The organism is Xanthomonas sp. CFBP 8151 (assembly GCF_011761885.1).
Classification (GTDB): Bacteria; Pseudomonadota; Gammaproteobacteria; order Xanthomonadales; family Xanthomonadaceae; genus Xanthomonas; species Xanthomonas arboricola_B.
On the sequence record NZ_JAASQZ010000001.1, the window covers coordinates 321,882 to 347,725 of the forward strand.

20 protein-coding genes are annotated in these 25,844 nt (G+C 66.3%); 11 read left to right on the forward strand and 9 right to left on the reverse strand.

Annotation, left to right across the window (positions count from 1 at the left end; genetic code table 11):
* Positions 1 to 2: 2 nt before the first annotated feature.
* Together FHT08_RS01500 and FHT08_RS01505 are read right to left on the reverse strand one after the other, a co-directional pair.
* Complete coding sequence (locus FHT08_RS01500) at positions 3 to 845, reverse strand: ABC transporter ATP-binding protein (RefSeq protein ID WP_104605892.1); 843 nt, start codon at positions 843 to 845, stop codon at positions 3 to 5.
* 85 nt (positions 846 to 930) lie between these two features.
* Complete coding sequence (locus FHT08_RS01505; protein ID WP_046344362.1) at positions 931 to 2,043, reverse strand: ABC transporter permease; 1,113 nt, start codon at positions 2,041 to 2,043, stop codon at positions 931 to 933.
* 166 nt (positions 2,044 to 2,209) lie between these two features.
* Between FHT08_RS01505 and FHT08_RS01510 the strand changes: the two genes are divergently transcribed.
* Positions 2,210 to 3,469 carry a threonine/serine exporter family protein gene (locus tag FHT08_RS01510; RefSeq protein WP_104536320.1) on the forward strand — a complete coding sequence of 420 codons (1,260 nt, stop codon included), beginning with the start codon at positions 2,210 to 2,212 and terminating at the stop codon, positions 3,467 to 3,469.
* Between the two features lie 59 nt (positions 3,470 to 3,528).
* Here the strand turns inward: FHT08_RS01510 and FHT08_RS01515 are convergent, their stop codons facing one another.
* The 3 genes from FHT08_RS01515 to FHT08_RS01525 form a co-directional block, all read right to left on the reverse strand.
* Positions 3,529 to 3,981 carry an H-NS family nucleoid-associated regulatory protein gene (locus FHT08_RS01515; RefSeq protein WP_104536319.1) on the reverse strand — a complete coding sequence of 151 codons (453 nt, stop codon included), beginning with the start codon at positions 3,979 to 3,981 and terminating at the stop codon, positions 3,529 to 3,531.
* Between the two features lie 144 nt (positions 3,982 to 4,125).
* Entirely contained in the window at positions 4,126 to 5,820 is a 1,695-nt protein-coding gene (locus FHT08_RS01520; RefSeq protein WP_104605890.1) for a proline--tRNA ligase, read from the reverse strand.
* Positions 5,821 to 5,922: 102 nt separating this feature from the next.
* Complete coding sequence (locus tag FHT08_RS01525; RefSeq protein WP_166774076.1) at positions 5,923 to 6,324, reverse strand: DUF4124 domain-containing protein; 402 nt, start codon at positions 6,322 to 6,324, stop codon at positions 5,923 to 5,925.
* 131 nt (positions 6,325 to 6,455) lie between these two features.
* On the opposite strand from FHT08_RS01525, the gene pssA reads away from it, so the two are divergent.
* From pssA to FHT08_RS01545, 4 genes are all read left to right on the forward strand, one after another.
* Positions 6,456 to 7,229 (forward strand): CDP-diacylglycerol--serine O-phosphatidyltransferase, encoded by a 774-nt coding sequence (gene pssA / locus FHT08_RS01530; protein ID WP_047127282.1) that lies wholly within the window; start codon positions 6,456 to 6,458, stop codon positions 7,227 to 7,229.
* Positions 7,226 to 7,693, forward strand: a complete 468-nt coding sequence (locus FHT08_RS01535; protein ID WP_166774078.1) for an alanine acetyltransferase — start codon at positions 7,226 to 7,228, stop codon at positions 7,691 to 7,693. The genes pssA and FHT08_RS01535 overlap by 4 nt, the downstream gene beginning before the upstream one ends.
* On the forward strand, positions 7,690 to 8,172 hold the full coding sequence (gene rimI / locus FHT08_RS01540) for a ribosomal protein S18-alanine N-acetyltransferase (RefSeq protein ID WP_166774080.1): 483 nt from the start codon (positions 7,690 to 7,692) through the stop codon (positions 8,170 to 8,172). Before FHT08_RS01535 ends, rimI begins: the two co-directional genes overlap by 4 nt.
* A gap of 810 nt (positions 8,173 to 8,982) precedes the next feature.
* Positions 8,983 to 10,116, forward strand: a complete 1,134-nt coding sequence (locus FHT08_RS01545) for a pectate lyase (protein WP_166774081.1) — start codon at positions 8,983 to 8,985, stop codon at positions 10,114 to 10,116.
* Between the two features lie 93 nt (positions 10,117 to 10,209).
* Here the strand turns inward: FHT08_RS01545 and FHT08_RS01550 are convergent, their stop codons facing one another.
* From FHT08_RS01550 to FHT08_RS01560, 3 genes are all read right to left on the reverse strand, one after another.
* Complete coding sequence (locus FHT08_RS01550) at positions 10,210 to 13,119, reverse strand: valine--tRNA ligase (RefSeq protein WP_166774083.1); 2,910 nt, start codon at positions 13,117 to 13,119, stop codon at positions 10,210 to 10,212.
* Positions 13,120 to 13,227: 108 nt separating this feature from the next.
* Positions 13,228 to 13,653, reverse strand: a complete 426-nt coding sequence (locus FHT08_RS01555) for a DNA polymerase III subunit chi (RefSeq protein ID WP_047127277.1) — start codon at positions 13,651 to 13,653, stop codon at positions 13,228 to 13,230.
* Positions 13,654 to 13,767: 114 nt separating this feature from the next.
* Positions 13,768 to 15,249 carry a leucyl aminopeptidase gene (locus FHT08_RS01560; RefSeq protein ID WP_104605885.1) on the reverse strand — a complete coding sequence of 494 codons (1,482 nt, stop codon included), beginning with the start codon at positions 15,247 to 15,249 and terminating at the stop codon, positions 13,768 to 13,770.
* A 107-nt stretch (positions 15,250 to 15,356) separates the two neighbouring features.
* Here FHT08_RS01560 and lptF point away from each other — a divergent pair, with 107 nt between their 5' ends.
* Positions 15,357 to 16,439 carry an LPS export ABC transporter permease LptF gene (lptF, locus tag FHT08_RS01565; RefSeq protein WP_024939128.1) on the forward strand — a complete coding sequence of 361 codons (1,083 nt, stop codon included), beginning with the start codon at positions 15,357 to 15,359 and terminating at the stop codon, positions 16,437 to 16,439.
* Positions 16,436 to 17,542, forward strand: coding sequence for an LPS export ABC transporter permease LptG (gene lptG / locus FHT08_RS01570; RefSeq protein WP_047127275.1), 1,107 nt, complete (start codon positions 16,436 to 16,438; stop codon positions 17,540 to 17,542). Before lptF ends, lptG begins: the two co-directional genes overlap by 4 nt.
* A gap of 154 nt (positions 17,543 to 17,696) precedes the next feature.
* Here the strand turns inward: lptG and FHT08_RS01575 are convergent, their stop codons facing one another.
* Positions 17,697 to 18,158 carry an RDD family protein gene (locus tag FHT08_RS01575; protein WP_104536313.1) on the reverse strand — a complete coding sequence of 154 codons (462 nt, stop codon included), beginning with the start codon at positions 18,156 to 18,158 and terminating at the stop codon, positions 17,697 to 17,699.
* Between the two features lie 109 nt (positions 18,159 to 18,267).
* Here FHT08_RS01575 and xerD point away from each other — a divergent pair, with 109 nt between their 5' ends.
* From xerD to FHT08_RS01595, 4 genes are all read left to right on the forward strand, one after another.
* Positions 18,268 to 19,236, forward strand: a complete 969-nt coding sequence (gene xerD / locus FHT08_RS01580) for a site-specific tyrosine recombinase XerD (protein ID WP_104536312.1) — start codon at positions 18,268 to 18,270, stop codon at positions 19,234 to 19,236.
* Between the two features lie 148 nt (positions 19,237 to 19,384).
* A complete protein-coding gene (locus tag FHT08_RS01585) occupies positions 19,385 to 20,188 on the forward strand; it encodes a DsbC family protein (protein WP_104536311.1) in 804 nt (267 codons plus the stop codon).
* Between the two features lie 391 nt (positions 20,189 to 20,579).
* Complete coding sequence (purL, locus tag FHT08_RS01590) at positions 20,580 to 24,626, forward strand: phosphoribosylformylglycinamidine synthase (protein WP_166774085.1); 4,047 nt, start codon at positions 20,580 to 20,582, stop codon at positions 24,624 to 24,626.
* 794 nt (positions 24,627 to 25,420) lie between these two features.
* Positions 25,421 to 25,573, forward strand: a complete 153-nt coding sequence (locus FHT08_RS01595; RefSeq protein ID WP_166774086.1) for a hypothetical protein — start codon at positions 25,421 to 25,423, stop codon at positions 25,571 to 25,573.
* Positions 25,574 to 25,844 lie beyond the last annotated feature (271 nt).

The following is a 25,844-nucleotide window of genomic DNA, read 5'->3' on the forward strand; positions in this document are numbered from 1 at the left end:
GCTCAGGCGGTCTCGGTGGAGTCGGTCTTGGCCGCGCGCGCGGCGCGGGCGCGCGGACCGTGGAAATATTCCTGGATCCAGGGATGATCGATCTGTTCGACTTCGGCCAGCGGCGCATTGGCGATCACCTTGCGATCGGCCAGCACCGCGATGCGGTCGCAGATGGCGTACAGCGTATCCAGGTCATGCGTGATCAGGAACACGGTTAGCCCCAACGCCTGCTGCAGGGTGCGGATCAACCGGTCGAAGGCGGCCGCGCCGATCGGGTCCAGTCCGGCAGTGGGTTCGTCCAGAAACAGCAGCGGCGGATCCAGCGCCAGCGCCCGCGCCAGGCCGGCGCGCTTGCGCATGCCGCCGGACAATTGCGAAGGCAGCTTGTCCAGCGCATCGGCCGGCAGGCCGGCCAGCTTGATCTTCAGCAGCGCCAGTTCGAAATACCAGCGCTCGGGAAACTCGCCGTGATGTTCCTTCAGCGGGACCTGCACGTTTTCGCCGACGGTCATCGACGAGAACAGCGCGCCGTCCTGAAACAACACGCCGGTATTGCGGGTGATGTGCTGGCGGTCGGCGAAACGGCCCGAGCGCGCGTCCGCACCCAGCACCTGGATGCTGCCGGCATCCGGCTCGCGCAGGCCCAGGATGCTGCGCATCAGTACCGACTTGCCGGTGCCCGAGCCGCCGACCACGCCCAGGATCTCGCCCCGACGCACGTCCAGATCCAGTTCCTCGTGCACGACCTGGCTGCCGAAGCGGTTGGTCAGCCCGCGCACCGAAATCGCCAGTTGGTCGTCGTCGGCGTCGGTCTCTGTGCCGGGATTGGGGATTGGGGATTCGGGATCGGTCACAGCACAGCTCTCCCGAAGGTCGGGGCGCCAGCTGCGCTTCTGCCTTGCACGAATCCCCAATCCCGAATGTCGAATCTCGGCTTCATCACCACCCCATCTTCATGAACCACAGCGCGGCAACCGCGTCGAGGATGATGACCAAGGAAATCGTCTGCACCACCGAAGAGGTGGTGCGCTCGCCAACCGATTGCGCGGTGCCGCTGACCTTCAGGCCTTCCAGGCAGCCGATCAGGCCGATCACCAGCGCAAACAGCGGCGCCTTGGATAGCCCGACCAGGAAATGCCGCAGCTGGATGGTGTCGTGCATGCGCGCCAGGTACATCTGCGGTGGAATATCCAGATCGAACGCGCCCACGGTGACGCCACCGGCCAGGCCGGCGATCATCGCGATGAAGGTCAGCAGCGGCAGCGTGAAGATCAGCGCGAGCAGGCGCGGAATCACCAGCAGGTCGATCGGGTCCAGGCCCAGGGTGCGGATCGCATCCACTTCCTCGCGCGATTTCATCGCACCGATCTGCGCGGTGAACGCGCTGGCGGTGCGCCCGGCCAGGACGATGGCGGTCAGCAGCACTGCGAACTCGCGCAGGAAGGCGATCGACACCAGTTCCACCACATAAATTTCCGCGCCGAAGTCGCGCAGGATGGTCGAGCCCAGGAACGCGATCACCGCGCCGACCAGATACGAAAGCAGCACCACCAGCGGCACCGCATCCAGGCCGACCTGCTCCATGTGGTGCACGGTGGAGGTCAGCCGGAAGCGCCGCGGCTCGTGGATCAGCCGCGCGATCTTGACCAGGTTCTCTCCCAGAAAGCTGTTCAGCTCCAGAATGCCCTGGCCCACGCCGTGGGTGGTGCGGCCCAGGCGGTCCAACGCGGCGACGAAGCCGTAGTCGCGTTTGGGCTTGGGGCGTTCGTCGTTGAGTTCCTCAATGGTACACACCAGCGCCTGGTGCTCATCGCGGAAATCGATCGCGTCTTCCTTCAGGCCCATGCGGCTGGCGAAGCGCAGCAACTGCAGCACGCCGGCCGAATCCAGTTGCCCGATGCCGCGCGCGTCGATGCGCCGGATTCCTTCGGGCACGGCCTGCAGCAGCTCGGCCTGGGGCAAGGCGGTCGCCAGGACCCAACTGCCAGCCAGGCGGACCTGTGCGTGATCCTGGGAGTCTTGTTCGATGCGTGGAGGTTGCGCTTTGATCATGGGTGGCCTGTCCGTGGCGCCAGCATACCGCGCCCGGCGTGAGCGAATGATGGGGACGCTTCGCACCTGACGTCCCGGCACAGACAATCGGCGCGCCGGCCAGGTGCGCTGCGGCATACACTGGCGGCCTCGCCTGACGGCGTTTCTCCGATCCGACCCGCCACGCATGTCCGCTGCCACCGTCGTCCAACCGTCCGCCAGCGCCACCTATGCCCAGCGCGTCGCCTTTGTTTCGGAAATCGCCGGACGCCTGCATTCCTATGGCACCACTGCGCAGCGTCTGGAGGCCGCCGTGGTCGGACTGTCGCAGAAACTGGGCCTGGACTGCGAGCCCTGGTCCAATCCCACCGGGATCATTTTGAGCTTCAGCGACCCGACCAAAGCCATCGGCTCCAGCGACATCACCCGGGTGATCCGGCTGGCCCCGGGCGAAAACGATCTTTACAAGCTCAGCGTGGCCGATTACGTGGCCGACAGCGTGGCCAACGGGCGCATGAGCATCGCGCAGGGCCACACCGCGCTGCGGCGGCTGGACCGCGAGGTCGATCGGCGCGGCAAGACCATGCAGGTGCTGGCATTCGGGCTGGCCGCTGCCGGCGTGGCAGGGTTGTGGAAACTGCCCTGGCTGGACATTGCCACCGCCGGCGCGATCGGGATGTCGATCGGCCTGCTGACCCAATACACCGACAAACGGCCGGCGACCAAGGAGGCGGGCGAGGCGCTGGCCGGCCTGCTGGCCGGGGTGGTAGCCGCGGTGGTGGCTGCGCTGGTCGGGCCATTGAACCTCAATACGGTGATCATCGCCTCGCTGGTGGTGCTGCTGCCCGGCATGTCGTTGACCAATGCCTTCAACGAGCTGGCCAGCCAGCATTGGGTCTCGGGCACTGCGCGGCTGGCCGGTGCAGTGACCACGGTGCTCAAGCTCACCGTCGGCGCGGTGATCGCGGTGACGCTGACCCAGGTGCTCGGCCTGCACCCGCGGGTGGCCGCATTGCGCCCACAGTCCGGCTGGGTGGAATGGGCCTCGCTGTTGGTGGCCGCTTATGCGTTTGCGGTGTTATTCAAGGCCAATCGACGCGATTATTTATGGATCATGGCAGCGGCCATGTCCGGGTATGTCATCGCGCGTTATGCCGGGCATGCCTGGGGTGGGCCGGCCGGTGTCTTTGCATCGGCCATGGCATTGACTGCCGCCGGTAATCTGTTCGGGCGGGTGGTGCAAAAACCCGGTGCATTGATCCGTTTGCCCGGCATCATCATGCTGGTTCCGGGCAGTGTCAGCCTGCGTGGTTTTCTGACCCTGGTACAGCAACAGGATGTCAGCGTCGGGCAGGCCGCACTATTGGCGGTGACCAATATCGTGATGGCCTTGATGGCCGGTTTGCTGTTCGGCAATCTGTTGATTCCGGCCCGCAAGAATTTATGACCGATGGAAAAAACACGCAATAAAAACGCCGGCACTGCCGGCGTTTTTATTGGTATGAATCAAGCAGCCTTGGACTTCTTGGGCGCGCGCTTGGTGGCGGCCTTGCGCGGCGCTGCCTTCTTGGCCGGGGTCTTCTTGGCGCTGACCTTGCTGATCAGAAAGTCTTCGACTTTCTTGCCGGCGGCGGTCAGTTCGGCCAGCCAGCGCGGCTGCTTGCCGCGGCCGGTCCAGGCTTCCTGAGGATTGGCGGGGTTGCGATATTTCGGCGCAACCTTGCCCAGCTTGCGGCCGGCGCGCGGGCTCGGCTTGGCAGCGGCAGCCGGACGACCCGGGCCGGCGCTGGCGCCAAACAATTCGTCGATGGAATAACCCTGGGCTTTTGCCGCGCGGGTCAGCTGGGTGCGAACCTTGGCAATCGGGGCGCGCTTGGCAACCACGGTCTGCTGCTTTTTCGCATTTTTGATCAGTGCACCCAATTGCTTGGCCGACAGGCCGCTAAGATCGATCGACATCACTACTCCGGAAGATGAGAGAAAAAAGAATGCCGGTCCGTGGCAGCGCTGGCCATCATAATGTCAGAAAACCCGGGTGACAAACGCGCCGAAATAATTCGGCGACTTTTGTTCATCCGATTGAAGTGGTTCCGGGTGATTTGATCAATGACCCAGGCGGGAGAATAACCCGGCCTTATCCAGGTTTTCTGCTGCCTCTGCAGTGCGGGCGCGATATTCAAATGTGCCGGCCGCCAATCCGCGTTCGGAGACCACCACCCGATGCGGAATGCCCAATAGTTCCATATCGGCAAACATCGCGCCCGGGCGCAGGCCGCGGTCGTCCAGCGCCGCTTCGATCCCTGCGGCGATCAACTCGTCCAGCAATGCCTGAGCGGCGGCAACCACCTGCGCATCCTGCTTGGGGTTGATGATGCAGACCACGACCTGCCACGGTGCCATCGGCGCGGGCCAGACGATGCCGGCGTCGTCATGGTTCTGCTCGATCGCCGCGGCCACGATGCGCGAAATACCGATGCCGTAGCAGCCCATCTTCATCACTGCGGGCTTGCCGTTCTCGTCGATCACGGTGGCCTGCAATGCCTGCGCATACTGGCTGCCGAGCTGGAACACGTGGCCTACTTCGATGCCGCGGGCCAGCCGCAGTTCGCCGCCATCGGCGGCGCGTTCGCCGTCGATGACGTTGCGTACATCGGCAACGGTTTCCGGTTCCGGCAGGTCGCGGCCCCAGTTGACGCCCACCAGGTGCGCGCCGGGCACATTGGCGCCGACCACGAAATCGGCCATTGCCGCGACATCGCGATCTGCCACCACGCGCACCGGACGGGCGGTGTTCACCGGACCCAGGAAGCCAGGCTCGCAGCCGAGGTGCTCGCGGATCTCGGTTTCGTTGGCCAGGCGGTAGCCGGCCAGGCCGGCGACCTTGCCAAGCTTGATCTCGTTGACGGCGTGATCGCCGCGTACCAGCACCAGCACGAAGCCGGCTTCGGTCATCACCGCCACCGACTTGACGGTGCGCTGCAGTGCGATGCCCAGCAACCCGGCGACGTCTTCGCAGGTCTTCTGGGTGGGCGTTGCGACCTGGCGCATCGCCTCGCCAGCCGCGGCGCGCGGGGCGGGCAGGGCGGCGCTGGCGGTTTCCACGTTGGCGGCGTAATCGGAGCCGGTTGAGAATGCCAGCGAGTCCTCGCCGGAGGCGGCGATGACGTGGAACTCCTGCGAGGCGTCGCCGCCGATGGCGCCGGAGTCGGCCTGCACCGCGCGGAATTCCAGCCCCAGCCGGGTGAAGATGCGGGTATAGGCCGCGCGCATGTTGTCGTACTCGCGCGCCATGTCCGCATCGGTGAGATGGAAGGAATAGGCGTCCTTCATCAGGAATTCGCGCGCACGCATCACGCCGAAGCGCGGGCGGATCTCATCGCGGAACTTGGTCTGGATCTGATAGAAGTTCAGCGGCAGCTGCTTGTAGCTGTTGATCTCCTGGCGCGCGAATTCGGCCGCGGCCTCTTCGGCGGTCGGGCTGTAGCAGAACTCCTGCTCCTTGCGATCCTTGATCTTGAGCAACTGCCCGCCGAACTTCTCCCAACGGCCGGTGGCGTCCCACAGCTCGCGCGGCTGGATGGTGGGGAACAGCACTTCCACCGCCCCGGCGCGGTTCATCTCCTCGCGCACGATGGCCTCGACCTTGCGCAGCACGCGCAGACCCAGTGGCGACCAGGTGTACAGCCCGGAGGCCAGCTTGCGGATCATGCCCGCGCGCAGCATCAGACGGTGGCTGATCAGCTCGGCGTCGGCCGGGGTTTCCTTGGTGGTGTGCAGGTGGAACTGGGAAAGACGCATCGGGCTTCGCTTGGGCGGAAAGCCCATAGTTTGCCAGTCTCGCGCCCTGCCGGTCAGTGGCGCCGGCCGGGTGGACCGGCATGTGGCCGGTCGCGGGCCGGCTCAGCTGGCCGGATTGCGGCTTGCTGCCGGCTTGCAATAGGCCTTGGCGGCCGCCTGGGCGAGATTGCGCTGCGCCGCGCGGGCATCCGGGTCCAGCGGGGTGCCGGGCTTGCCGTCGGCGCCGGCTCCCATGGTCACCTCGCCCTTGCCGCTGAGCAGCTCCAGGTTGCGGCGGGCGGTCAGGCAGTCGGCCGATTCGGGTGTGGCGGTTTCCGGCGCGGCGATGGCGGCCGTGCCGCTGCGCGCATCGATCCGGCGTGCTTCGTAGCGCTGGCCGGTCGGTGGCGGGGTTTCGGTGTAGTGGGTGACGCCCTTGGCGTCCTTCCATTTATACAGATCGGTCGCGCCGGCGACGGTGCTGACCAGCAGCAACAGGGCGCAAAGCCCGGACGACAGGTGCATGTGGCTTCCCCTGGATGATTCCCGCGGCGATTGCAGCATCCGCGGCCCGCGCTGGCAAGTGATGCCGCTGGCACGCACGCACGATGCAGGCGCGCTACCGCCTGACGGACCTCAGGCCCTACACTTGCCGGATGGATGAGATGAGACCGCCCCCGCGCTCGCGCACGATCTACCTGCTGCCGAACCTGTTCACCACCGCCGGGCTGTTTTCCGGTTTCTACGCCATCATCGCCGCCGCCAACGGGCAGTTCGTCCAGGCCGCCATGGCGGTGTTCGTGGCTGCGGTGATGGACGGGCTGGACGGCCGGGTCGCGCGCCTGACCAATACCAGCAGCGAGTTCGGCGTGCAGTACGACTCGCTGGCCGATCTGGTCAGCTTCGGCATGGCCCCGGCGCTGGTGATGTACCACTGGTCGCTGTCGGCATTGAAGTACGACAGCAACGTGATGGGCCGGGTCGGCTGGTCGGCCGCGTTTCTGTATGCGGCCTGCGCGGCGCTGCGCCTGGCGCGCTTCAACACGCAGGTGGGCGTGGTCGACAAGCGCTGGTTCATCGGCCTGGCCAGCCCGGCGGCCGCCGGCCTGATGATGTCCTTCGTCTGGGCGTTTGCCGACGACAGCCTGGGCTTCGATGGCGAGCAGCTGCGTTATCTGGCGCTGGCGGTTACCGTGGTGGCGGCCTTGCTGATGGTCAGCCGGATCCGGTTCTGGAGTTTCAAGGGCGGCGCGCGTGGTCCGCGTGCCGACCGTGTGCCATTCCTGGCGCTGGCGATCGCCACGGTGGTGATCGCGTTGCTGGTGATCGATCTGGCCCGTTCGCTGCTGGTGATCGGCGTGCTGTATGCGCTGTCCGGCCCGGCGATGTGGCTGTGGCGGCGCTGGCGGCGCACGCCCGAGCTGCCATGAGTCAATTGGCCTCAGAGCCGATGTGGTCCGATTTGCAGGTGTCGTATCTGCAGGCGTTGGGGCACACCGTGTATCTGGACCGCGATACCGTGGACGCGGCGGCGCCTGACGAGACGATCGAACGCGCGCCGGTGGCCGCACCGCCGCGCGTGGAGCGCACGCCATCAATGCCGGCGCCTGCGGCACCGCCTGTGGTCCGTCGCAGCGCTCCGGCGGCGCCGGCCGACGCGCCGCCGACGGTCACGACTGCATCATCGACAGCGCCGCAGCGGCGCAGCCGGGTTGGCCTGCCCGATCGCCTGCAGATGGCGTTGCTGCGCGCCTCCGGCTGCAACCCGGGCGATCCGAATACGCAAGCCTTGATGGCGTCCTGGCCGCTGGCCGAGCTGCGCGGCAATCCAGCAGCCAAGCGCGCGCTGTGGCCGCAGCTGCGCGCGCTGCGGCGGCGACAGGACCCGGCATGAGCGCCTTGAACGCGCCGCTGCACACCTCGCTGCGCGCCATGCGCGAGAGCGATCTGGATGTGGTGATGGACATCGAACATCGCGCCTATCCGTTTCCGTGGACGCGCAGCATCTTTCGCGACTGCCTGCAGGCCGGCTATCCGGGCTGGGTGATGGAGCAGGGGGGCCAGGTCATTGGCTACGGGGTGATCAGCATCGCCGCCGACGAGGCGCACGTGCTCAATGTCTGCATCGCACCGGAGGCGCAATCCCAGGGGCATGGCCGGGTGCTGTTGCGCGCGCTGATCAAGGGAGCCTGCGATCGCGGTGCGCGGCGCGCGTTTCTGGAAGTGCGCCTGTCCAATCCGTCGGCGATCGCGCTGTATCACTCCGAAGGCTTCAACGAAATCGGGCGGCGCCCCCGCTACTACCCCTCCAACACCGGTCGCGAAGATGCGTTGGTGATGGCGATCGAGTTGTCCTTCGAAGGGTTTTCCTGAGCGCCATCGGCCGTTGCTGATGGGAGCGTTCACGCGCACCGGGCTTGAACAGCATGATTTGCCTGATACGTGCCACGCGGTTGCATTGGTGACGGGGATCGCGACCTGAAGACGCTACCCCGGCCCCGGCCCCGGCCCCGGCATCGCGGGCGGACGACGGCTCCGGTGCTTCCCTGTTTCGCAGCGAGTGCGGTTTTGTCGTTACAAAATACGATCAGGTAAACAGGCAGTCGCGCGTGCCGTGAGCAACGCCCTTGCGCCTCGCTGCAATCGATCGCAACAAGGCGCACATTTTTCCTGCCACCTCGTGTGAGTCGGCCACTTGCGTGCCGTCATCTGCCATGACGCGCTTGTACGCGTCATGGTGATTCTTTCGCCATGTTGCATTTTACGTTTTCAATGGTGCGATCGGTTGCGTCCAAACGCGCGAGACGCAGCGTGATGGCGATAGTTCGCATTGCAGCCGCTATGCGCGTCAAAAAGCACATGCAGGCATGTGGTCGTGCTGGCACACCGTGCTGGACCCGTGACTGCCTGCGTTGTAAGGCAGGTCATGCTGCGCTGCAGTGTCCCTGGGCCTGTCTCCACCTGTCTTGGTTGCAGCGTTTTGTCTTCTCTTGCGTGTCTCGCAACCGTTTGCGTGACTACGCGTGCACATCGATGCATCGGCTAGATACAAGCCAATGCGATGCTCCTAGTATCGATGCCGCGGAACTGAACATTACAGAGATGAAAATTATGTTCCGCGCCTGCTAGACGAGGGGTGTGCCGCCGCGCGGCGCATCGAACCCATCCGAGGGAGACATCAAGATGAAGCCGAAATTCTCAACGGCGGCCGCCGCGTCGCTGTTTGTCGGGTCGTTGCTGGTCGTTGGCGTTGCCTGTGCCGATCCTGCGCTGGAAGTTGCAACCACCGGTTGGGCGACACAGAACGGTGGGACCAAGGGCGGCTCCAAAGCGGCAGCTGCCAACATCTACACGGTCAAGACTGCCGCAGAGCTGAAGAGCGCGCTCAAGGCCAGCGTGGGCAGCAACGGGCGCATCATCAAGATCAGCGGCATCATCGATGTCAGCGAAGGCAAGCCGTACACCACGACCTCGGATATGAAGGCCCGCGCGCGCCTGGACATTCCGACCAAGACCACGCTGATCGGCATCACCGGCAACGCGGAGATCCGCGAAGGCTATTTCTACGTCAAGGCCAACGACGTCATCATCCGCAACCTCACCATCGAAAATCCATGGGATCCGGAGCCGGTCTGGGATCCGGATGACGGCAGCGCCGGCAACTGGAATGCCGAATACGATGGCCTCACGGTCGAAGGCGCGACCAACGTGTGGGTAGACCATGTCACCTTCACCGACGGCCGCCGCACCGACGACCAGAACGGCACTGCCAACGGCCGCCCCAAGCAGCATCACGACGGGGCGATGGACGTCAAGAAGGGCGCCAACTTCGTCACCATTTCCTATTCGGCGTTCAAATCGCACGAGAAGAACGACCTGATCGGCTCCAGCGACAGCGCCTCCAGCACCGACAGCGGCAAGCTCAAGGTGACCATCCACAACACCTTGTTCGAGAACATCTCCGCGCGCGCACCGCGTGTGCGTTTCGGACAGGTGCATCTGTACAACAATTACCACGTCGGCAGCACCAGCAATAAGGTCTATCCGTTCTCCTACGCACATGGCGTGGGCAAGGAGTCGAAGATCTTTTCCGAGCACAACGTGTTCGACATCAGCGGGGTGAGCGGCTGCGACAAGATTGCGGCCGATTACGGCGGCAGCGTGTACCGCGACCAGGGCTCGCTGCTCAACGGCAAGGCGCTGACCTGCTCGTGGAATACCAACATCGGCTGGACCCCACCGTATACCTATAGCCTGCTGTCGGCCGACAAGGTCGCTGCGGACGTCAAGGCAAAGGCCGGCGCAGGCAAGCTGTAAGGCGTCTGCCATTCGCAACGCTGCGATGCCTGCCGCGTTGCACCGCTTCCCGCAACGCCCGCAACACTGCGGGCGTTGTGCGTTGTGGCGGCGCTAGATCTTGGCGCGTTGTTCGCGCAGGCCGGTCAGCTGCGTGGTCCAGTCGTTCAGGCGCGCGCGCTCCTGCTCGACGACGACGGCCGGTGCGTTCTGCACGAAGGTGGCGTTGCCCAGCTTGCCGTTGCACTTGCCGATCTCGCCTTCCACGCGCTTGATTTCCTTGTCCAGGCGCGTGCGTTCGGCGTCCATGTCGACCAGGCCTTGCAGCGGCACCAGCAGGGTGAGCTCGCCGACGATGGCCGTGGCCGACGGCGGCGTGTCCTGGCCGGCCTCCAGCCAGTCGATCGCTTCGAGCTTGAGCAGGAACGACAGCTGCGAGGCAAAGCGGCCAACACGGGCGCGATCGTCGGCAGTTCCTGCCTGCAGCAGCAGGCGCACCTGCTTGGACGGCGGCACGTTCAACTCGCTGCGCACACGACGCAGTGCCGACACCATCGACTTCAACCATTCGACATCGGCCTCTGCGCCGGCGTAGCGCGCGGTGTCGATATCGCCGGCCTGCGGGAATGCCTGCAACGAGATCGTGGTGGCGGTGATGCCCAGGCGCGGTGCGACCTGCTGCCACAGTTCTTCGGTGACGAATGGGATGAGCGGGTGCAGCAGGCGCAGTAGCGCTTCCAGGACCTGCAGCAGGGTGCGGCGGGTGCTGTCGGCGGCGTGGGCGTCGTCGCCGTTCAACGCCGGCTTGGTCAGCTCCAGGAACCAGTCGCAGAACTCGTTCCAGGCGAACTCGTACAGGCACTGCGCCAGCAGGTCGAATCGATAGCCGGCGTAGTGCGCCTCGGCTTCGGCGCTGACCTTGTCCAGCCGCACCAGGATCCACTTTTCTGCATCGGTGACCGGCACATGCTTGCCCGAGTCCGGATGCGAGGCGGCGTCCGCATGGTTTGCCCCCCGGGCGCGTGGCGACGCGTCTGTCGCTTCCGCGGCCGCGGGATCCCCGGGGCGCGTGTTCATCAGCACGAAGCGCGTGGCGTTCCACAGCTTGTTGCAGAAGTTCTTGTAGCCTTCGGCGCGGCCGAGATCGAACTTGATGTCGCGGCCATGCGTGGCGAGTGCGGCGATGGTGAAGCGCAGCGCGTCGGCACCGTGGGCGATGATGCCGTCCGGGAATTCCTTGCGCGTGGCTTTTTCGATCTTTTCGGCCATGCGCGGCTGCATCAGCCCGTTGGTGCGCTTGGCCACCAGGTCTTCGATGCTGATGCCGTCGATGATGTCCAGCGGATCGAGCACGTTGCCCTTGGACTTGGACATCTTCTGGCCCTGCGCATCGCGGATCAGGCCGGTGATGTAGACATCGCGGAACGGCACCTGGCCGGTGAAGCTGTCGGTGGCCATGATCATGCGCGCCACCCAGAAGAAGATGATATCGAAGCCGGTGACCAGCACCGACGACGGCAGATAGCGCTCGAAGCCGCGCTCGGCCATCGCGTTCGCATCCGGCCAGCCCAACGTGGAGAAGGGCCACAGTTGCGAGGAGAACCAGGTTTCCAGCACGTCGCTGTCCTGGTGCAGCGTGACGTCGGCACCCAGGCCGTGTTTCGCGCGGACCTCGGCTTCGTCATGGCCGACATAGCACTTGCCGGCCTCGTCGAACCACGCCGGGATGCGATGCCCCCACCACAGCTGACGGCTGATGCACCAGTCCTGGATGTTCTCCATCCAGTGGCGATAGGTGTTGATCCAGTTCGGCGGCACGAACTTGACCTGGCCGCTCTCGACCAGCTCCAGCCCGCGCCTGGCCAGCGCGTCCATCTTCACGAACCACTGGTCGGTGAGATAGGGCTCGATCACCTGGCCGGTGCGATCGCCGCGCGGCACCTGCAGTTTGTGCGGCTTGGTTTCGACCAATACGCCCAGGTCTTCCAGTTCGGACAGCACCAGCTTGCGTGCGTCGTAGCGGTCCAGACCGCGATAACGCTCCGGCGCATTCGCGTTGATGGTGGCGGTGACGGTGAACAGGTTGATCAGCGGCAAGTCGTGCCGCACGCCCACCTGGTAATCGTTGAAGTCATGCGCAGGCGTGACCTTGACCACGCCGGTGCCGAAGGCGCGGTCGACATAATCGTCGGTGATCACCGGCACGCGCCGGCCGGTCAGCGGCAGCACGATGCCGGCGCTGTGCAGCGTGGCGTAGCGCGGGTCTTCCGGATGCACCATTACCGCCGTATCGCCCAGCATGGTCTCCGGGCGGGTGGTGGCGACCACCAGATAATCGCGGGTTTCGCGCAGCGTCTCGACGCCGTCGGCATCGTGTTCGACATGCTCGTAGGTCACGCCATCGGCCAGCGGGTAGCGGATCGACCACAGGAAGCCGTCTTCTTCGACGTTTTCCACTTCCAGGTCGGAGATCGCGGTCTTCAGCACCGGGTCCCAGTTGACCAGGCGCTGGCCGCGATAGATCAGGCCCTGCTCGTACCAGCGCACGAAGGCTTCGTTGACTGCGGCCGACGGCTGCGGGTCCATGGTGAAGGTGCTGCGCGACCAGTCGCTGGAGGTGCCCAGCCGGCGCATCTGGCGCTCGATGGTGTCGCCGGATTCGGCCTTCCATTCCCATACCTTGGCGATGAAGCCTTCGCGCCCCAGCGAGTCGCGCGTGTCCCCCTTGCCTTCCAGGGCCAGGTTGCGCGACACCACCATCTCGGTGGCGATGCCGGCATGGTCGGTGCCCACCTGCCATAGCGTGTCGAAACCGCGCATGCGGTGATAGCGCACCAACGCATCCATCAGCGTCTGCTGGAACGCATGGCCCATGTGCAGCGTCCCGGTCACATTCGGCGGCGGCAGCAGCACGGTGTACGGCTCACCCTTGCCGGACGGCACGAAATAACCGGCAGCCTCCCACTGCGCGTACAGGCGCGATTCGAAGGAAGAGGGTTCGTAGCTGGAGGCGAGGGTGGTCATAAGGCGGGGAATGGAGAGTCGGGAATAGGGAATGGGGAAAGCAGGCGTGTTGAAAAGTGAAGGTCTACGGGGTAGTCGACGTTCAATTCTCGATTCCCCATTCCCGATTCACATGTCGTACTTGGTCAGTTCCAGGCCCAGGGCCTTGTACTGTTTCCAGCGTTCGCGCAGCGGTTCGCGAGCGGCGGGGTCGGCCGGCACGACTTCCAGCACGCGGTCGCAGGCGCCCAGGTAGGGATCGTCGCGCAGGTTGATCACCAGCGGGCGCGAGGGCGCATCGAACTCCGGTGAGGCGATCAGCACCGGCGCCAGTTCGTCTTCCTCGTCGGTGCCGGCGATCTGGTGCGGGATGTAGGCCTCGTCGTCGAATGCCCACAGCAGGTCGTCCAATGCCTCGGCCTGCGCGGCGTCGCGCGCCAGGATCAGCGTGGACAGATTGGCGTCGTTGGCCTTGCGCGCCAGCTCGCAGACCAGCCGCAGCGGTTCGTTGAGGAAGCGCGGTTTGGCGATCAGGTAAAAGTCGGCACGGGGCATCAGGGCAGGGAATCGGGAGAGGAGAATTGGGAATGGTCACGGCACCGCCGCGACCTCGAAGGTCGCGGCGGTGCCTGAAAGGAAAGGGCATTCACGATTCCCTATTCCCGATTTTCAATTCCCACCTTTGGCGCGATCCAGCAACCACTGGGTCAGCAGCCCGACCGGGCGACCGGTGGCCATGCCGCGCTTGCCTTCGTCGCTGGCGACGCCGGCGATGTCCAGATGCGCCCAGCGCTGGTTCTCGGTGAAGCGCGACAGGAAGCAGCCGGCGGTGATCGCGCCGCCCCAGCGGCCGCCGATGTTGTAGACGTCGGCGAAGGTGGAATCCAGCAGGCCCTGGTATTCGTCCCACAGCGGCAGGCGCCAGGCGCGGTCGAACACGTGCTCGCCGGCGGCCAGCAGTTCGTTGGCCAGGTCGTCGTGCTTGCTCATCAGGCCGGCGGTCTGGTGGCCGAGCGCCACCATGCAGGCGCCGGTCAGCGTGGCCACGTCCACCAATGCTTCGGGGTTGAAGCGCTCGGCATAGGTCAGCGCATCGCACAGGATCAGGCGGCCTTCGGCGTCGGTATTGCCGACCTCGATGGTCTTGCCGGACATGCTGGTGATCACATCGGAGGGGCGATAGGCATTGCCGTCGATGGCGTTCTCCACCGCCGGCACCACCACCACCAGGTTGATCGGCAGCTCGGCCTTGACCGTGGCCACGAAGGTGCCGATGACGTTGGCGCCGCCACACATGTCGTACTTCATTTCCTCGATGCCGCCCTGCGTCTTGAGGTTGACGCCGCCGGTGTCGAAGGTGATGCCCTTGCCGACCAGCACGTAGGGCCGCGCATCGCCGCCGCCGTTCCACTTCAGCACGATCAGCTGCGGGCGGTTGGCCGAGCCACGCGCCACCGACAGCAGCGAGCCCATGCCGAGCGACTCCATCTGCGTCTCGTCCAGGATCTCGGCCTCGGCGCCGGGGAACTTGCCGGCGAATGCGGCGGCGGTCTCGGCCAGATAGGCCGGGGTGCAGTAGTTCGGCGGCAGGTTGCCCAGCTCGCGGGCGAACTCCACGCCCTCGGCGGTGGCCACGCCCACGGCCAGTGCACGGGCGTCGTCGCCGGCGATCGCCAGCGTGGTCAGGCCGGTCTCGTCGACCTTTTTCTTGCCCAGCGTGGCGGTGTAACGGTAGGCGGCGTGGTCGCTGACGATGATGGCCTGGCGGATGTTCCAGGCGCCATCGCGCGCCTTGACCTGCAATTCGGTCAGGGTGAGCAGGGCGGTGCCGACCGGGCCGGTCTTCAGCGCGCGGGTCGCGTCGCCGACCGCCTTGAGATACGGCGCCACGCCGAACTTGCCGGCTTCGCCCAGGCCGACCACCAGCACGCGCGGGGCGGCGACACCGGGCAGGTCGTGCAGCAGGCTGGTGCTGCCGGTCTTGGCAGCCACATCGCCACGTGCCACCAGGGCCGTCAGACGGCCCTGGCTGGCGCTGTCCAGCGCCTGGGCGGCGGGCGACAGGGTCTTGTCGGCGAACACGCCAACCACGATGCAGTCGACGGCGGCGCTTGCCGGCGCGTCTTGGTTCAGGGTGAATTGCAGGGCCATTGATCAGATTCCGTAGGCAAATCCGTACAATCGCGGGCTGTTTACGCCAACCGGACTAGGCTGGCGCCGCCGCGAACGAATCCGAGAGTTTAAAACAAGCCCACCCCATGCCGAAGCTCGATCGATACCTGCTTAGCGATTTCACCCAGAGCTTCCTGGCCACCCTGATCGTGCTGCTGGTCGTCAGCGTGGGCGGTGTGCTGGTGGATATCCTCGGCAATATCGCCGACGGCCGCATCCCTGCTCGCTTGCTGCTGTCCCAGGTGGGCCTGCAATTTGTGGCGTATCTGCCGATCATCCTGCCACTGGCGTTGATGCTGGGGCTGTTACTGGCGTTGGCGCGGCTGTACCGCGATTCAGAAATGGCCGTCATTACCGCCATCGGTGTGGGCCCGCGGCGCATGTTGCGGCCGATGCTGATGCTGGTGGTGCCGGTGGTGGTGGTGATCGGGCTGTGCTCGCTGTGGCTGGGCCCCTGGGCCAGCCGCACCGCCGAGACCATGCTGGAAGACGCCAACCGCAGCATCGTGATGGCCGGCCTGGAGTCGGGCAAGTTCACTCCGCTGTCCGGCGGCGGGGTGGTCTACCTGACCACGATCTCGGCCGACGGCAAGGGCCTGGGCAAGGTCTTCATGCAGCGCCAGAAGGACGACCGCATCGATGTGGTCACCGCCGACCGCGGCGCGATGTTCTTCGAAGGCAAGGCCGACCGTTATCTGCGCCTGGAGGACGGCTACCGCATCGAAGGCCCGGCCGCCGGCAACACCCTGGACTACCGCCTGATGAAGTTCGCCAGCAACGATGTGGCCTTGCCCGACCGGACCCAGGTGCACGATGCCAACGATCCGGAAGTGATGTGGACCACGCAGTTGCTGTCGGACCAGCGCCCCGCCGCGCGCGCGCAGTTGCATGAACGCCTGGCGCCACCGCTGCTGGCGCTTGCTTTCGCGCTGCTGACCCTGCCGCTGTCGCGCAGCGCACCGCGGCAGCAGCGGTATGGCCGGATCATGCTGGCCTTCCTGGCTTACATGGTGGGCACCAATCTGATGATCGTCGGCACCCAGTGGATCGCCAACGGCAAGACGCCGGCCGCGCTCGGGCTGTGGTGGCTGACCCTGCCGCTGCTGGCAGTGGCGATCTGGGCGTATGCACGCGATGGCCGCGTGCGTCGGCCGAGGGTGCGCGCATGAGGCTGATGCCGCGGGTGCATGATTGGTACATCGGGCGTGCGGTGCTGTTCACCGTGCTGCTGACATGGGCGGTGTTGCTGGGCCTGGACCTGGTCAACGCGTTTGCCAGCGAGGCCAAAAGCATCGGCCAGGGGACTTACACCTTCGGCCATGCAATCGCGTATGTGGCCTACACGGTGCCTCGTCGGGCCTACACCTTGTTCCCCACTGCGGCGGTGATCGGCGCCTTGATGGGCCTGGGCCAGCTGGCGGCGACGTCCGAGCTCACCGCACTGCGCGCGCTCGGCGTGTCGCGCAAGCGCATGTCGGCCTCGGTAGTGGCCGCCATGGCGCTGCTGACCGCCACCATGGTGATCAGCGGCGAGACCGTGGGGCCGTGGGCGCAGAACCAGGCCGATACCCTGAAAACCAGCGCCCGCTACAACAGCAACATGGCAATGGCACGCTATTCCGGCCTGTGGGCGCGCGAAGGCGACACCTTCCTCAATGCGCTCAGCGGCGAAGAGAAGCTGCTCGATGACGGCGGCACCGCGCTGGATCTGCACGACGTGCGGCTGTATCACCTCGATGCCAGTGGCCGTCTGCAGCAGCTGACCTATGCGGGGCTGGCCGAGAACCGCAACGGGACCTGGACGCTGCGCCAGGTGCGACGCGATACCTTCCAGGACCGCTCGGTGCAGCGCGAAACCTTCCCCGAACTGCCCTGGCAATCGCAGCTGAGCCCTGCAGCGCTGGCGGCCGGGCTGGCCAAACCGCGCAACCTGTCCGCGCGCGATCTGGAACAGAGCATCGAGTACCGTCGCCGCAACGGCCTGGACGCACGCGATTACGAAGATCAGTACTGGAGCCGCTGGTTCTATCCGCTCAACGTGCTGGCACTGTGCCTGGCGGCGATTCCGTTTTCGTTCGGTTCGCTGCGCAGCGGCGGCCTGGGCAAGCGCCTGTTCCTGGGCATCCTGTTCGCGTTGGGGTTCTGGCTGCTGCAGCTGTTCTTCGGCCGCATGGCCGGCGCGCTCAAGCTGGATTACCGCATCGCCTACGCGCTGCCGCCGATGGTGATGCTGGGCGTGTCGGCGTGGTTGTTCCGACGGCGCAGCAGCTGACGCCGATGGGTCGGTTCAGCGTCTTCGGAACCGTGCTCTGCCTGCTCTGAGCAGCGGTTACCGCTTCGCGCCTCTGGGCGGTCAGTACTCCGCATGACGGCCGCACTCCAACGTCGCCTGCCGTAGAGAGCGGCAAGGGGCCGGCCTGACCGTTTCAGCGCTTCGGGGTGCGCTGCAGCCGGGTGCCACTGGCGCGGTCATGCCAGGCCAAGCGATCGCGATCCAGCCAGGCCCACCAGAACCCTGCGCCAGCCAAGCCCAGCGACAGCGTACCGACGGTATAGCGGATCCAGAGCGTACGCCAGGAGGCTTGCGGACCGACCAGCGACAGCCGCCATGGGCGCATGCCCAGGGTCTGGCCACCCCGTCGCCAGCTGACGGTGGCGTACACCCCGGCAGCGATCCAGCAACACAGCCACAACAGCCATTGCCAGCCACTGAAGGGGGCGATGTTTTCGCGAGCCGGGTGTCCGGCAAGCGTGAACCCCAGCGTGAACGCGGCAGAGATCAGCATCCACAGCGCGAGGACCGGCCAGGCGTCGTAGCACATGGCCAGCAGGCGCCAGACCACCAGGGCGGGCGGTCGCGCGCTGCGCGGTGAAGGGGGCGAGGTCATGCCGCGAGCATAGCCGGCGCAGGCGATCGGGCAACGTCGCGCTGCGGCAATCCCGCGCCTGGCCAACACGGCGCGCCGCAACACGCATGCCACGCTCTATGCTGTTGCGATGTCAGCCAGCAGTCCCGCCGAACGTCGCCAACTGGCGCAACACCTGCCACCGGTGCAGGCCGCCGATGCCGCTGCCATCGAACGCTTCCTGGAGCGGTTGTGGGCCGAGCAGGGCGTGGCGCGGCAGACCCTGGACAGCTACCGGCGCGACCTGGAAGGGCTGGCGCGTTGGCGCGACGGTGGCGGCGGCCTGCTGGGGGTCGATCGCGCGGTGTTGTTCGACTATCTGCGCTGGCGCACCGAGGCGCGTTATTCGCCGCGCAGCAATGCCCGGTTGTTGTCGACCCTGCGTGCGTTCTATGGCCTGTGTCTGCGCGATGGCGTGCGCAGCGACGACCCCACCGCATTGCTGGACCCGCCACGTTTGCCGCGCTCGCTGCCCAAGGCGCTGACCGAAACGCAGATCGAGGCGCTGTTGGCCGCGCCCGAGATCGACACGCCGCTGGGCCTGCGCGACCGCGCGATGCTCGAGCTGATGTATGCGGCCGGCCTGCGGGTCAGCGAACTGGTCAACCTGCCGGCGGTGGGGGTCAACCTGCGCCAGGGCGTGCTGCGGGTCACCGGCAAGGGCAGCAAGGAACGGCTGGTACCGCTGGGCGAGGAGTCGCAGCACTGGCTGGAGCGATATCTGAGCCAGGCGCGCCCGCTGCTGGCCAGCCACAAGGCGGTGGCGGCAGTGGACGGGCAGGTGCCGTTGTTCATCGATGCAGCGCGTCAGCCGCCCAGCCGCCAGCAGTTCTGGGCGCTGGTCAAACGCTATGCGGCGGTGGCCGGAATCGATCCCGCCACGGTCAGCCCGCACGGGCTGCGGCACAGCTTTGCCACCCATCTGCTCAACCACGGCGCGGACCTGCGCGCGCTGCAGATGCTGCTCGGTCACAGCTCGCTGTCCACCACGCAGATCTACACGCTTGTGGCCCGTCAGCACCTGCAGAAGCTGCACGCCACCCATCATCCGCGCGGTTGACCGCGGCCGCAGAGGCAGCGGCGGTGCCGCTTCGGCCGAGGCGGCGGTCCATTCAGCGGCTCAGCCAGCAGACAGGCCGGCCTGCTGGCTGCCTGGCTTCATCTGCGCTGTGCGAGAATCCAGGCACCCCATTCCACTGGATGCGTGAATGTATCGTCTTGCCATCGCCGCGCTGCTGGGCGCAATCAGCCTTACCGCCTGCGCGCAGTCCTCGCAGCCTGCGGCAAGCAACGCCGGCGCCAAGCCAGCCGCCGCTGCCGCCCCCGCCGCCTCGGGCAATGTGGACCAGCGTGTGAGCGTCGCGCTCAAGGCGTTGGATCCGGATTTCAAGCCGGATTACATCGGCGCCGCGCCGTTTCCCGGTTTCCGTGAGGTGGTGGTCGGCGGGCAGGTGCTGTACGTCAGCGACGACGGCCGTTACCTGATCCAGGCGCAGCCGTTCGACATCCAGAACAAGCAGTTCGCTGCCAGCCCGGGTCTGTTGGCCTACCGCCGCAAGCAGCTGGAGACCGTGCCCAAGGCCGACCGCATCGTATTTGCGCCGGCAAATCCCAAGTACACCGTGACGGTGTTCACCGACGTGGAATGTGGTTACTGCCGCAAGCTGCACAGCGAGATCGGCGAGCTCAACAAGCAGGGAATCGCGGTGGAATATCTGGCATTTCCGCGCATGGGCCTGGGTAGCCAGGACCACAAGGAAATGATCGCAGTGTGGTGCGCGGCCGACCGCAAGCAGGCGCTGACCGCGGCCAAGTCCGGGCAGCCGGTGAATGCCAAGGACTGCAAGAACCCGGTGTCGATGGAGTACACGCTGGGCCAGCGTCTTGGCGTCAATGGCACCCCGGCGATCTTTGCGCCGGACGGCACTCAGCTCGGTGGCTACCTGCCGCCGGCGCAGCTGCGTGAGGCGCTGGAAAAGCGCGCGGTCACCACTGCCGGCGGCAGCCGCTGAGGTATCCGACAGCGGCGCCGGGATGCGGGCCGCTGCGGCGGTCGGTGTGATCGATCAGGAGGCCGGAATGCGCATGCATTCCGGCCTCTTGCGTTTCAGGGTCGGGCCGGCTGCATGGTTTATAGGGTGAGAGCGGCGGTGGACCGGCAGTGCCAGCACTGCGGACGTCGCCACCGCGCGGAGACCGGCCCAAAGACAGGTGGACGCGACAATCCCTGCTGGCATCGCCATCCGCCTTCGCCGTTGCCGCATCGGCCGGAACGCGCCGCATCCGGCCCGGGCTGTGCCGATGATCACCGCATGGATTGGCGGCCCACCCACGCCGGGTCCGGCGCCGGCGCATCAGCTCCGTTACAATCTGCAGCCCCGTTTCTGACACGGTTCCCCGGACATGATGGTCCTCGAGGGCGCTTCTGCCCTTTCGCCGTTCCGCCGCGCTCGGCTCGAAACCCGCCTGCAAACCCTCGTTCCCGCGCTGCGCATCACCGGCGCCTGGCACGTGTACTTCATCCGCGCCGAGGCCGGGCAAGCGCCCGATCAGGCCACCTTGCAGCGGATCCTGCAGGCCGAAGCCGCCCCCGCGCCGCGGGCCGAGGACGCCTCCTCGCGCTATGTGGTACCGCGTCTGGGCACCTTGTCGCCGTGGTCGAGCAAGGCCACCGAACTGGTGCGCGGGGCCGGACAGCCGATCCAGCGCGTGGAGCGCGGTACCCGCATCGATCTGGCCGGCTGGCCGGCCGACGAAGCGATCCAGGCCGCCGTGGCCAAGCTGCTGCACGACCCGATGACGCAGTCGCTGCTCGGCTCGGCCGCGGCCGCCGAGGCGCTGTTCAACGTGCCCGATCGCGGACAGTTGCAGCGCGTGCCGCTGGCGGCGCTGGGACAGGCCAACCGCGACCTCGGTCTGGCGCTGGCGCAGGACGAGATCGACTACCTGCGCGAACGTTTCGCCGAGCTGGGCCGCGACCCGGCCGATGTCGAGCTGATGATGTTCGCCCAGGCCAACTCCGAGCACTGCCGGCACAAGATCTTTAATGCCAGCTGGACCATCGACGGCAAGCCGCAGGAACGCTCGCTGTTCCGCATGATCAAGCACACCCACCAGCAGACCCCGCAGCACACCCTGTCTGCCTATAGCGACAATGCGGCGGTGGTGGAAGGCGTGCCGGCCGCGCGCTATCGGCCGGATCCGGCCAGCGGCGAGTACCGCGCCGAGGCGGTGTTGCCGTCGGCGTTTGCGATCAAGGTGGAAACGCATAACCACCCGACCGCGATCGCGCCGTTTCCCGGCGCCGCCACCGGTGCCGGTGGCGAGATCCGCGACGAAGGCGCCACCGGCCGCGGCGGCAAGCCCAAGGCCGGGCTGACCGGGTTCACGGTGTCACACCTGCGCATCCCGACCCTGCCGCAGCCATGGGAAGCGCCGCGCGCGCTGAACCCGCGCATGGCCCCGGCACTGGACATCATGCTCGACGGCCCGCTCGGCGGCGCCGCGTTCAACAACGAATTCGGCCGGCCGAACCTGCTCGGCTATTTCCGCAGTTTCGAGCTTGCCGAAGGTCAGGGCCTGACCCGCGCCTACGACAAGCCGATCATGCTGGCCGGCGGCCTGGGCGCGATCGATCGCAACCAGGTCGAGAAGCTGCGCCTGCAGCCCGGCGATGCGGTGATCGTGCTGGGCGGCCCGGCGATGCTGATCGGCCTGGGCGGCGGTGCGGCCAGCTCGGTGGCGGCCGGCGACAGCGCCGAGGCGCTGGATTTCGCCAGCGTGCAGCGCGAAAACCCGGAGATGGAGCGCCGCTGCCAGGAGGTCATCGACCGCTGCGTGGCGCTGGGCACCGACAACCCGATCCGCTGGTTTCACGACGTGGGCGCGGGCGGCCTGTCCAACGCCATCCCCGAGCTGCTGCACGACTCCGGCGTGGGCGGCATCATCGACCTGGGCCGCGTGCTCACCGACGACCCCTCGCTGTCGCCGCTGGAACTGTGGTGCAACGAATCGCAGGAGCGCTACGTGCTGGGCGTACCACAGGCACGCCTGGACGAATTCGCCGCCATCTGCGCGCGCGAACGCTGCCCGTTTGCCGCCGTCGGCGTGGCCACGGCCGAGGAGCGGCTGGTGGTTGGCTATGGCGTCCTCGACGCCGGGAATCGGGAATTGGGAATCGGGAATGGCGACAGCACGCTGCCGGCTGCCGATTTCGCTTCTCCCCATTCCCCATTCCCCACTCCCGATTCCCCGCTGCCGATCGACCTGCCGATGGACGTGCTCTTCGGCAAGGCGCCAAAGATGCATCGCGATGCGGTGCATCCGCCGGCGCCGCAGTGGCCGGTGCTGCAAACCGCCGCGCTGGATCTGCAGCAGGCTGGTCTGCGCGTCCTGGCGCATCCCACGGTGGCGTCCAAGAGCTTTCTGGTGACCATCGGCGACCGCAGCGTGGGTGGCCTGACCGCGCGCGAGCAGATGATCGGGCCGTGGCAGCTGCCGATGGCCGATTGCGCGATCACCCTGGCCGGCTTCGACACTTTTGCCGGAGAGGCGATGTCGATCGGCGAGCGCACCCCGCTGGCGTTGTTGAATGCCGCCGCGTCGGCGCGCATGGCGGTGGGCGAGGCGATCACCAACCTGTGCGCCGCGCCGGTGCAGACGCTGGACAGCATCAAGCTGTCGGCCAACTGGATGGCCGCCGCCGGTCACGCCGGCGAAGACGCCTTGCTGTACGACGCGGTGCGCGCGATCGGCATGGAGCTGTGCCCGGCGCTGGAACTGAGCGTGCCGGTGGGCAAGGACTCGCTGTCGATGCAGGCGCAGTGGGTTGACGCGAATGGGGAATCGGGAATCGGGAATGGCGAAACGCCGCAGCCCTCCGCTTCCACCATTCCCCATTCCCCATTCCCCATTCCCGGTGAAACCCACAAGAGTGTTTCACCGGTCTCGCTGATCATCAGTGCGTTCGCGCCCGTTGGCGATGTGCGCACCCAGTTGACGCCGTTGTTGCGTAGCGACGAAGAGAGCGAGCTGTGGTTGATCGGGCTGGGTGGCGGCAAGCAGCGTCTGGGTGGCTCGGTGCTGGCGCAGGTGTATGCAGACGCTGCGGCGTTGCCGGCATTCGGCGGCGAGGTGCCGGATCTGGACGATGCGCAGCGGCTGCGCAGCTTCTTTGAGCTGATCCGCGCGGCGCGTGAGAGCGGCCTGCTGCTGGCGTATCACGACCGTAGCGATGGCGGGGCGTTCGCGGCGCTGTGCGAAATGGCGTTCGCCTCGCGGCAGGGCCTGGATATCACTCTCGATGCCTGGGGCGACGATGCATTCCGCAGCCTGTTCAACGAGGAACTGGGTGCGGTGGTGCAGATCGCCAACGAGGATCGCGCCGCGTTCGCCGATCTGGTCGAACGGCATGCCCTGACCGAATGCGCGCAGCGCATTGCGCGGCCTACCGGTGCGCCGCGCATCCGCGTGAGCGGGCAGGGCCGGGTGCTGGCCGAGTGGCGTTGGGAAGCCTTGTTCGATGCCTGGTGGTCGGTGACGCACGCCATGCAGAGGCTGCGCGACAACCCGGAAACCGCCGACGAAGAGCGCGCACAGGCACGCGACTTCCAGGCGCCGGGCTTGCGCCCGAAGCTGGTGTTCGACCCTTCCGAAGACGTGGCCGCGCCCTTCGTGGCGACCGGCGTGCGGCCCAAGGTGGCGATCCTGCGCGAGCAGGGCGTCAACGGACAGATCGAGATGGCCTACAACTTCGAGCGCGCCGGTTTCCGTGCGTTCGACGTGCACATGAGCGACCTGATCGAAGGCCGCGTGGATCTGGCGCAATTCTCCGGGTTTGCCGCCTGCGGCGGCTTCAGCTACGGCGACGTGCTGGGGGCCGGCCGCGGTTGGGCCACCTCGATCCTGGAGCGGACCGCCTTGCGCGATGCATTCGCCGCGTTCTTCGCGCGCAGCGATACCTTCGCGCTCGGCGTGTGCAACGGCTGCCAGATGCTCAGCCAGCTCAGGGACATCATTCCCGGTGCCGAGCATTGGCCGCGCTTTTTGCGCAATCGCAGCGAGCAGTTCGAAGCGCGTACCGCCTTGCTGGAAGTGGTGGAGTCGCCGTCGATCTTCCTGCGCGGCATGGCCGGCTCGCGGATCCCGGTGGCGGTGGCGCATGGCGAAGGCCGCGCCGAGTTCGATACCGTGGTGGATCAGGCGGCTGCCCGCGTGGCCCTGCGTTTCATCGACGGCGATGGCATGGTGGCATCGCAGTACCCGCTCAATCCGAACGGCTCGCCGGACGGCATCACCGGGCTGACCAGCACCGACGGTCGCGTCACCATCTTGATGCCGCATCCGGAGCGCACCCCGCGCACGGCAAACCTGAGCTGGCACCCGGCCGGCTGGGGCGATGACGCGCCGTGGCTGCGCATGTTCCGCAATGCGCGGGTCTGGTGCGGTTGATGGTGAGTTGTGCGGCGTGAGCTGAAGCGCCGCAGCAATAGTGTCATTCGACGGCCGCGTGCAGCGATGCGCACGGCCGTCGTCGTTTCCGGTGTCGGCTCTGCGCAACTGCCTGCGATGGTGCCGGGTCGTTCGCCCCTTGCCGCGCTCGCTGTGGCGATGTGCGATGCGTTATGAGCAAGAAAGTGCACGGCCGCGGCTGGGTCGACAGCACCAGATAGGCTCTCACGGAGCCAGGCTTGCCTGCGACAGTTGCCGATAGCAGCGACGTCCCTTGCACGAAGCGTGCGCATCGGCAGGACATTCGGGGAATACTGCGTTCAAGCATGGTCAGCGGCCGTTGAGAGACTTTTCGCTCTCACTTTGCAGGCGTTGCGGATGAGGCCTATACCTGCGATCGCATCGGCGTTGCTGCGATGAAATGCATTTAGTGAAGTCGACGCACGGTTTACTTCAAGTAACCATCGGAAAACTTCTGGCATTTAGTCCAAGCGCCTGCTGATGCGGCCTGTGTAGCGTCGATCTTAATCGGATTTTGGTTTTCAACTAAATCGGGGCCGCCAGCGGCAACGCCTGCGACCGATGCCGATGCACCGGCGTTTGCAGATGGTCAGGGTGTGCTGGCAATGGGCAATGCGAGCAATGCCCTGGGCGATGGAACCAATGCATTTGGCGGCGGAAGCCTGGCATTGGAGCGCGGCGCGGCAGCGATCGGACGCAATGCGTCACCCGCAGGGGAATCGGCAACCGCCATCGGCGCTGGACGCGGGTTGGCGCAGCGACGGGGGCAGGGGTTGTCGACGCGCACCGGCAAGGGCCGCGGCGGTCCGGCCACACGCCGCATCGTCAATGTCGGCGGCGGCGCGATCGCCAGTGCCAATGGCGCGCCGGTGATCCGACACACGGCGGCGCGAGGCGATGCGGACGTCGGTTTTCTGGCGAAGTGATGCAGGTAGATCGGTCCCGTCGCCGATCGTGCTGGTCCGAGGCGTCGGCGCGGCGAGCGCTGGTCCGATTTCTGGCCTGTCCCGCGCGCGGTTTTGCGCAAGCAGGCTTGCCGGCGTCCTGCCGGCGGGCTTTCATGTCCGCAACGGACATGCGTATTCAGCTTGGAAATGTCTTGCGAGACATGATCTAGATCGCTGTTTTCCAAAGAATTATCAAAAAACGAACAAAAGCAGGCCGAAGTGTGATGGCGCGCACGCTCGGTTGTGCCTT